The sequence below is a fragment of the Pseudomonas sp. 1 genome, assembly GCF_056626735.1.
Genome location: NZ_JBWXMQ010000036.1, coordinates 1 through 8109, shown reverse-complemented (window position 1 = coordinate 8109; position 8109 = coordinate 1). Strand labels below are relative to the sequence as shown.

The following is an 8109-nucleotide window of genomic DNA, read 5'->3' as shown; positions in this document are numbered from 1 at the left end:
CCATGGCGCGAACTCCGATCGAATGGCGGGGCGATGGAGGTATTGAATGGCGCTGAACCGAGGCTGGCTACTGTCAGAAATTACAGGTGCGGGCGGGTTTAAGACGAACGGTTGACCTGAAGGCTGAAATGATAAAACCCGCCGTCCCATGGAGTTTCTTTGAATCGAGGGTTTCGTAGGGCGAATCGAATCGACTTCCGGCGGGTTTGGCGTGGGTTTGATCATGGCGAATCTCCGTGATTGGACGGAGCCGCCACGCCTCATCGCTAAACCGGCGGATTCTGGAGGATGCGTAGGCATCGGCGCGAGGCTGGGTAGCCTGAGTCGGTCAGCCACTGAGTATGTTTGTTAAACATTTCTGTTTATGCCGCTCTGCCGAATTGACTGCAAGCCCAATCCCCGACGAACGGTAGTAAAACCTGTAATTTCTGACAGTAGCCGGCGAATGTGCAACGCCGTTAAATCACGTCAGAGCAACGAATCATGAACCTGCAGATAACGTGCAGATGTTCAAGAGGCGTGGCCATTTCGTGAGAGGGCGTCCGTAATGCCGATGACTCCAAACCAGATCGACTCTGTAGATCCCGAACTGGAAAAACCCAGGGTTCCGATCATCCTCAAGGATGAGAACGGCGATGAAAGTCCTGATGGGCTGCTGCCGCGCAGTGCTTTAAGCGATGATCTGCAGGTGATTGTCCCCGACTGGATACCGCCCCCCTTCGCTGATCCCATCCCTTACATCATTACCATCAGTTGGGTGCTGGAGGGCGGCTCTTTCACTCCGGTGTACAAAGATACATTCGATACGCCGGGTGAGAAGGTCTTGAAAGTCCCGCGGGACAAGCTGGCGCATGGCATTTACGCCTTGTCCTACGAGTTGAATTACGGTGGGAACAAGAAAAATTCCTTTGATACTCGAGTGACGGTAGATCGGGTGCCTCCGGATGATGGGCAAAGCCCCGGAGCCCTGATATTGCTGAACGTTCCCGGTGACGTCATTACCGACGACTATCTCACCCGTTTTGGCGAGGTCAGGTTTCAAGTCCCGTTTTATGTGGATGCCAAGGCACGGGATCGTGCGATCTATTTCCTGACCGACAGCGACAATCCGCCGGATTCGGAGCAGGAAATTCGCGAGCAAGAGTTCAGCCAGCCGGACATCGATCAGAAACAGTTGATCATCACGATTTATGAAGCGGACATTCGGGCCAGAGGGCACGGCCCACGATATTTTTATTACAAGTTGCGTGACTGGGCCGGCAACATCGGGCCGCGCGCCACGCTGTTGCCGGTGTTTGTCGATCTGAGACCCGGCCCCGGCAACCTCAAGCCGCCTCGTGTGCCCTTGTCGATCCGGGGATTGATCGACCGCGAGCATGCCCGCGAAGGGGCCACGAACCAGAAGGCTGTTACGGTCGAAATCGACCCTTATGACAACCCGGATGCTTCCGACGAACTTCTGATCCGGTGGAACGGTCATGATCTTGCACCGCTTGATGTCGATCCTGCGGCATTTCCACTCACCGCGACCGTGCCCTGGGCAACGCTGACGGCTGACGGGCTCGGGCCCATGGACGCGCATGTCGACTACCGCGTCAGCCGGGGCGGGATACCGACGCTGCCGTCACCTGAAACAACCGTGCCCTACAACTTTACAGTCGCAGGTCAAGACCATCCCGACGCACCTGCACTGTTGAACACCAGGCTGGCGAAGGTCGAGATTTACGGCGCCGTTTCAAAAGAGCTGAACAAGCTGCTGCCCGATGACTACGAATTGCCTGCCGAAGGGCAACTGGCGCTTCATGACGATCCCGTACCGGGGGAAAAGGTCTTTCTGTATTGGGGAGCCATCAGCACACCCGTCGCGGAGTACGAGGTTCAGCCTGGGGACACGGCCGGGAAGATCATTTTCTTCAGCATCCCCTGGGCGTTTATCGACCTGGACAAGGAAAACCCCGTACTACCCGTGCGCTACGTCACCGATAACGGTGTGAATCAGCAGTTGGCCCCGACGACCCTGGTGAACGTGGCAATCATCATCATCAGGAATCTGCCCGAGCCGACCTTCCCGGATGGCGGGCGACAAGGGCTACTCAATTGCTGCGCCAACCCGCGGTTGTGGGTGCATGTAAAAGTTCATGTCAAAGGGAATGACGCGTTCGACGAGAACGACGTTGTCGAGCTGCATTGGCAAGGGTGTCTGGGCCCCAACGGTACTTCTCCTATTGCGGGCGCTGCAGACTCTTTCCCGAAAACGCTGAGTATTGATGAGGCACGCAATGGTTTTGACGTGCTGGTGACGGACTATCAAAAGTTGATTGCGCCCATGGTCAATAACGGATCGGCGCTCTGTCGTTATTTTTTGAGAAAGAGCAATGGTGGGCGGGGAGAGTCGAGGCCGGATTTTGTAATCATCAATAGAACCATGCCCAGCGGGGAAGTCTGTGGACCGGATAAGGATCTTTGTAATGAGTGATTTCCCCGAAGGGCAAGTGTTTCAGGAAGTTTGTGCGTGTAATAACTGCTGATGCGCACAGTCGTGCCAATGCAGTGTTTTTTGATTTGCGGTTGGTTCCAGGTGTTCTGGCACGGGGATGCAATACCCTTTGTCATTTAATCAAGTCATTGAAAGGATGAGCAAAATGAAAAATGTCATTAAGTTGACCCCGGTACAAAGTCGTGAGCGTTATTTGAGTATTCTCCGAAATTCACCGAAAGCGGGCTATGAAGCGCCTGAGCTGGATGATGATAATCCTCTGCTGCCTGATGAGATGGACGATGAACCGAATCAATTGCACAAACAGTATCAGGGTTTTGCATTGAAAGTGAATGTCCTCAGGTTCGACGGGTCTGACGATGATCCTCCCGTTGACGGGTTTATAGATCTGACTTGGAATGGCACTCGGCAAGGCACCCGGTATACCTACCGAACCCCTCTTGATCCTGTAATTCTTGAAATTCCAATGGTATTGCCAGCAGGGCTTACGAATGTCTCGGGTCCGCACTTGTTGAGCTATGTACTCAATCATGGCGGGAACACTAAAGATATTCCGGATCTGCTCATCAATATCGACACTGCGCCACCTGATGTCAGCGGTCTTGTTTCTCTTCCTCCGGAGGTGGAGGCCAACGGGATTACCAAGCCTTATCTGGATGCCAACGGTTTTGTCCTGATTACCATGCCAAGGGTCGCCGATATAAAAATAGGGGACAAGTATGAATGTTATTTTGGCTCGACATTTCCGACACCGGTACACGTAGGAGATTTTACTGTTGTCGATTCTCTTGATCCCGTTACCTTTAATCTGACGACCGCAATGGTCGGAAATGAAGAGGGTGAGAGAGCGATTTTTTACTATCGTACGGATCGGAAAGGCAACCGAAGTCTAAATTCGCCTTTCAAACGAGTGAACGTAACATTGACGGACCCTCCAGCAAATCTGCTACCTCCAAGTATTCCGCTGTTTGATAACGACATGGCACCGAAGAAGATCGACCTCGCCGACGCTCGGATGCGCCCTGGAGTAGGGATCGAAGCTGAGTACGACAATTTTGTGGAGGGTGATGAACTTGAGGTCACCGTCGATGGCGTTGTAGTGCCAGCACAAAAAATCGCTGGCTTCCCTACTTATGTAGAGATTCCTTATTCGTACTGGCATAACGGTGATCTCGGAGAAAAAACCATTGAGGTCAGCTATCAAATAAAACGTGGAACGGTTCGACATCCTGCCAGTAATCCCCCCAAAAACGACGCTGTACTAGTCGATCTGCGCCGGCCAGGGGACGGCGAAGGTCCAGATGACCCAAATCCCGATTTTCTTCCAGTCGATGTTCAAGGGGCGGGCGGCAATCCGATAAACGTTTTGACGGTGCTGGACAAGGATCAGGATGTTGACGTAACAGTGGCCGCTTACCTGGGTATCAAGGATAAGGATATTGCCACTCTGATCTGGAACGGAGTTGAAGTTACAGACGCTGAAGGCGGTGTTCTTCAGTTGGATGGTACGGAGACTGACCTGGATTGGACAATTGATTGGTCAGTTGTAGATGCTGGTGGGAACGGCACTGAAGTTCCAGTGACTTATAAGGTCACCAATCCTGATGTGAACGATAACGAAGAGCGCTCACTGCCGCGGGATGTAGATGTGTTCATCAGACCGGGGAGTGTGCCTCAGGCAACCTTCCAGCATCTCGATCCGGATTTTGGTTATTTGAATTGCCCTTCATTGCAAAGCCATCCAGAGCTTATAAAATGTATCGAGGTTTTTATTCCGGGGGGAGAACCGCAACTGGAAGGTCAGACGTTGACTTTTACTTATCAGGGCTACAGTGATTCCGCTGGTAATACTGAGATACCGGGTAATAACGATAAGGTTACATATAAGCCGGATTCTTCGGATGTGCAAAATGGTTTTACCATACGCTTTCCGTATCAGCAGTTTCTTGATACAGGAAATGCATGGGGGGCGGTGAGTTATGAAGCCGTGATTGATGGGCGGCCTACACCGTCAGTGCGACACCTGGTCAGGGTGCTCATGAGGCATGGTGATGCGACACCTTGTAGTATTTGAAAGAAAAAAACGGGAGGCTGTTGCCTCCCGTTTTTATAAAATCAGTGTCAGGGATTTTTCTTCCTTGTTTATCGGACTTGTCCTACATTTTTTTTTGAGGAATCCGATTAGTTTTCGCGCTCTATTTCTTTACGAAAATGCATTTCGCACTTTTGCACGGGTATATCAGAGGTGGGTAAGTCATGAGAATATTTGGCGGGCGGCTTGAACGTCTTTCTGTAAAAGACGCGTTGAGTATTCTGATGGTCATGCCAGCCATTTCCATTTCCAGCGGCGGCATACTGGCAGCCACCATTGTCGATAACACGACGCTGAATATCGATTCGACGACAACGCCGATCGATTATCTGGTGCGTAACAACGCAGTGTTGAATGTCAATGGTGCCACCACCCAGTCAATTACCATTCGATCCGGATCGACACTGACCATCAATGGCGCCACGGTCGTCAGCAATCCTGGCGTCGAAGGCATTCTGGTCACCAGCAGCCGGGGCACCATCAACCAGGCCAATGTGACCAGCGACGACATCGGTCTGGCCGTCAACCGTTCTTCGATTGCCGCTGGCGGCTCTACTGTGGATGTTTCCAACAGTCAGATCCGTGGTGATGTTTTCGGCGCGCAAGTCACGGGGCTCAGCACTTTGTCGCTGGCCAATACGCAAGTGACCGGTACTGGCAGTAATGGCATTGGTGCGAATCTTCTTGGCGGCGCGTTGAACGCCTCCGCCGGGACGGTCATCACCGGTCAGGCGACAGGCGTGCGCATGGTCAACGATACGGCCAATGTCGGCGCCCGTACGCTCTCGCTGGATAACGCCACTGTTCAAGGCATCAACGGATCTGCAGTTCTGGTTGATCGCGGGACCAATGCCACCATCAATTTGTCGAACGGCGCCAGCCTGTTCGCCGGGAACAACAATCTGCTCGACGTCCAGGGCGCCTCCACCGCCGCCATGACCGTCGCCAACAGCGAGTTGCAGGGCAACATCAACATCGCCGGCAACAGCACCGGCAACCTGACCTTCGATCAAGGCCGGATGACCGGCGATGTGCTGGTCGAAAACGGTTCGACCGCCAACGTCACCCTGCAGAACAGTTCGCAGTTCACCGGCCGTCTCGACAAGGTCAATGCCGTGACCGTCAACAGTGGTTCGATCTGGACCCTGACGGGCAACGACACCGTAGGAACGCTCGCGATGAATGGCGGGACGGTTCGCTTTGGTGCGCAGGATGTGCCGAATACCTTTTACCAGTTGAACGTCGGTACGCTGGCCGGCTCGCCCGATGGTTCCAGCACTTTCGCCATGAAGGGCAACTTCGCCACGGGGCAGCATGACTTCCTCAACGTCACCGGTGTGGCGACCGGGCAGTTCGGTTTGCTGGTGGCGGCGTCCGGTCTGGACGCAGTCAATCCACAGCAACTGACCCTGGTGCACACCGCCGCTGGCGATGCGCAATTTGCTTTGACAGGCGGGCGAGTGGATCTCGGCACCTGGTCCTATGACCTGGCCCAGCGACCGGTTGGAACCGGCGGCACTGAATGGTTCCTCGATCCGACCACCCGGGAGATCAGCCCCGGCGCCAGTGCGGTACTGGCCTTGTTCAACTCTCCAATTACCCTGTTGTACGGCGAAGCCAGTTCACTGCGCAGCCGCATGGGTGAGTTGCGCTTCAACGGTGGCCAGTCGGGCGCCTGGGCACGCACCTATGGCAATCAGTACAACGTGTCAGAAAGCTCCGGTGTGGCGTACAGGCAGAACCAGCAAGGGCTTTCCCTCGGGGCCGATGCCCGGGTGAATGACAGCGATGTTCTGGTGGGCGTGATGGGGGGCTACAGTCAATCGGACCTGAATCTTGAACACGGTACTTCAGGCACGGTCAAGAGTTACTACTTCGGGCCTTACGTGACGTGGATGGACCGCGACACCGGCTACTACGTTGATGGCGTGCTGAAACTCAACCGCTTTCGCAATGAGGCCAAGGTTGGAATGAGTGACGGCACGCGTGCCAAGGGCGATTACGATAACTGGGGTTTCAGTGCATCGGTTGAGGCTGGTCGTCACATCAAGTTGAGCAACGATTACTTCATCGAACCTTTCGCGCAGTTTTCGGCCGCGCAGATCCAGGGCAAACGCTTCAGCCTGGACAACGACATGCAGGCCGATGGCGATCGCACTCGCTCATTCCTGGGCAAGGCTGGCGCCACGTTCGGGCGCAATTTTGATATCGGCAACGGTGCTGTGGCGCAACCTTATGCGCGCGCGGCCATTGCCCATGAGTTCGCCAATAACAACAAGGTCAAGGTCAACGAAAACAACGTATTCAACAATGACTTGTCTGGTTCCCGGGCGGAGTTTGGTGCGGGGGTGGCGGTGGCCCTGTCGGAGAAGTGGCAGGTGCATGTCGATCTGGACTATTCCAATGGGGAGCATATTGAGCAGCCGTTTGGGGTGAGTCTTGGGGGGCGGTACAGCTTTTAACTACTGTTTGGTAAAGGGAAGGTGTTTCGTAATCAGCGAGATACCCTAACGGCCGCTGCTCTGTCGATGAGCAGCGGCCTTGTCATTTCAGTTAATTGGTTTTGCCTGATGCCGTTGGACACTCTTTGCGCAAGAGTGTCCAGGAACGATGCTTAAGGTTTGATGCCAACTCCAAGTTGGATTGTGATAGCCATGTGGTGATTTTCCGCTCCGGTTACCAGATTTTTACAGTGATAAAACGGGTTGGGGTTGATAGGCACAGGCCTTTCCTCCCACGTCCAATACATTCCGTTACCCAATGGCCAGCGGCCTCCATAAGCGCTGTGTATTTCCCGTAACTCGCCCAACGAAGGCACCCTTGCTCCCTGGTTACGAGCAGCGTCCATAATGTGCGACCACCAATTACTACCCAGCGCGATACATTGGATGACGCCTGTCACGGTTACGGTATAGCTCTTTGTCTGGTTGGCGGCATCCGTGACTGTAATCCTTGTTGTACCTAGTCCCCTGACGGTTACCAGACCGTTGCCGCCATCAACATGAGCCACCGCGGTGTTTTCGGAGGAATACCGATAACTGGGTTGGCCTCCAGACGCTTGATGTTGAACGGAGGTTCCCGGACCGAAAGCTGGAAGGGTCTGCGGGCTGCCGGGAATCAGGTAGATCTTGCCGCTCAACGTCACCGGGCTTGTGTTGAAATTCAGTGGTGGAATCGGCGAGTTGACGGTGAAGCTTCGTGCGTTTGACGTTTGTCCGGTCGTTACAGCCCGTGCGGTGATGGTATGTCCACCCAGTTCTACTGCCAGCGTAGTGGTCCAAATACCGGTGCTCAGAGCAGTCGCATTGTGTTTTGGCGTGCCTCCATCGTAGATCTGGACCTGATGCAGAGGCGTTACCCGACCTTGCAACGCGACTGAAGTGTCTGTGGTCGCTCCATTGTTCTGCAGTTCACCACGGGAGTCTCTTACTGATTCGAGCGACGGAGCGGTGTGAACTTCGACGGTCAGTGTCCGTGCCCCCGAAGTCTGACCCGCGCCATACAGTGCTTTGGCGGTGAA

General features: G+C 54.1%; 4 protein-coding genes and 1 pseudogene. 3 read left to right on the top strand and 2 right to left on the bottom strand.

The annotated features are described in order from the left end of the window. A pseudogene (locus tag AC1MDC_RS28525) lies at positions 1–225 on the bottom strand (hypothetical protein); the annotation flags it as partial. Between the two features lie 322 nt (positions 226–547). Here AC1MDC_RS28525 and AC1MDC_RS28520 point away from each other — a divergent pair. The 3 genes from AC1MDC_RS28520 to AC1MDC_RS28510 all read left to right on the top strand — a co-directional run bounded on the left by AC1MDC_RS28520 (position 548) and on the right by AC1MDC_RS28510 (position 7051). Further along, the gene (locus AC1MDC_RS28520; protein ID WP_480394179.1) at positions 548–2476 is read left to right on the top strand and encodes a hypothetical protein; all 1929 of its coding nucleotides are present in this window, start codon (positions 548–550) and stop codon (positions 2474–2476) included. Positions 2477–2642: 166 nt separating this feature from the next. Beyond that, positions 2643–4571: a hypothetical protein gene (locus AC1MDC_RS28515; RefSeq protein ID WP_176247744.1), complete on the top strand. Its 1929-nt coding sequence runs from the start codon at positions 2643–2645 to the stop codon at positions 4569–4571. Between the two features lie 242 nt (positions 4572–4813). After that, positions 4814–7051: an autotransporter outer membrane beta-barrel domain-containing protein gene (locus AC1MDC_RS28510; RefSeq protein ID WP_480394178.1), complete on the top strand. Its 2238-nt coding sequence runs from the start codon at positions 4814–4816 to the stop codon at positions 7049–7051. A 152-nt stretch (positions 7052–7203) separates the two neighbouring features. Here the strand turns inward: AC1MDC_RS28510 and AC1MDC_RS28505 are convergent. Further along, positions 7204–8109: Ig-like domain-containing protein (locus tag AC1MDC_RS28505; RefSeq protein ID WP_480394177.1), on the bottom strand; the 906-nt coding region annotated here is incomplete at its 5' end.

What these genes read in the sequence shown, in the direction of transcription:
- AC1MDC_RS28515 (WP_176247744.1), top strand. Translation starts at nt 2,643, where the DNA reads ATGAAAAATGTCATTAAGTTGACCCCGGTACAAAGTCGTGAGCGTTAT.
- AC1MDC_RS28510 (WP_480394178.1), top strand. Translation starts at nt 4,814, where the DNA reads ATGGTCATGCCAGCCATTTCCATTTCCAGCGGCGGCATACTGGCAGCC.
- AC1MDC_RS28520 (WP_480394179.1), top strand. Translation starts at nt 548, where the DNA reads ATGCCGATGACTCCAAACCAGATCGACTCTGTAGATCCCGAACTGGAA.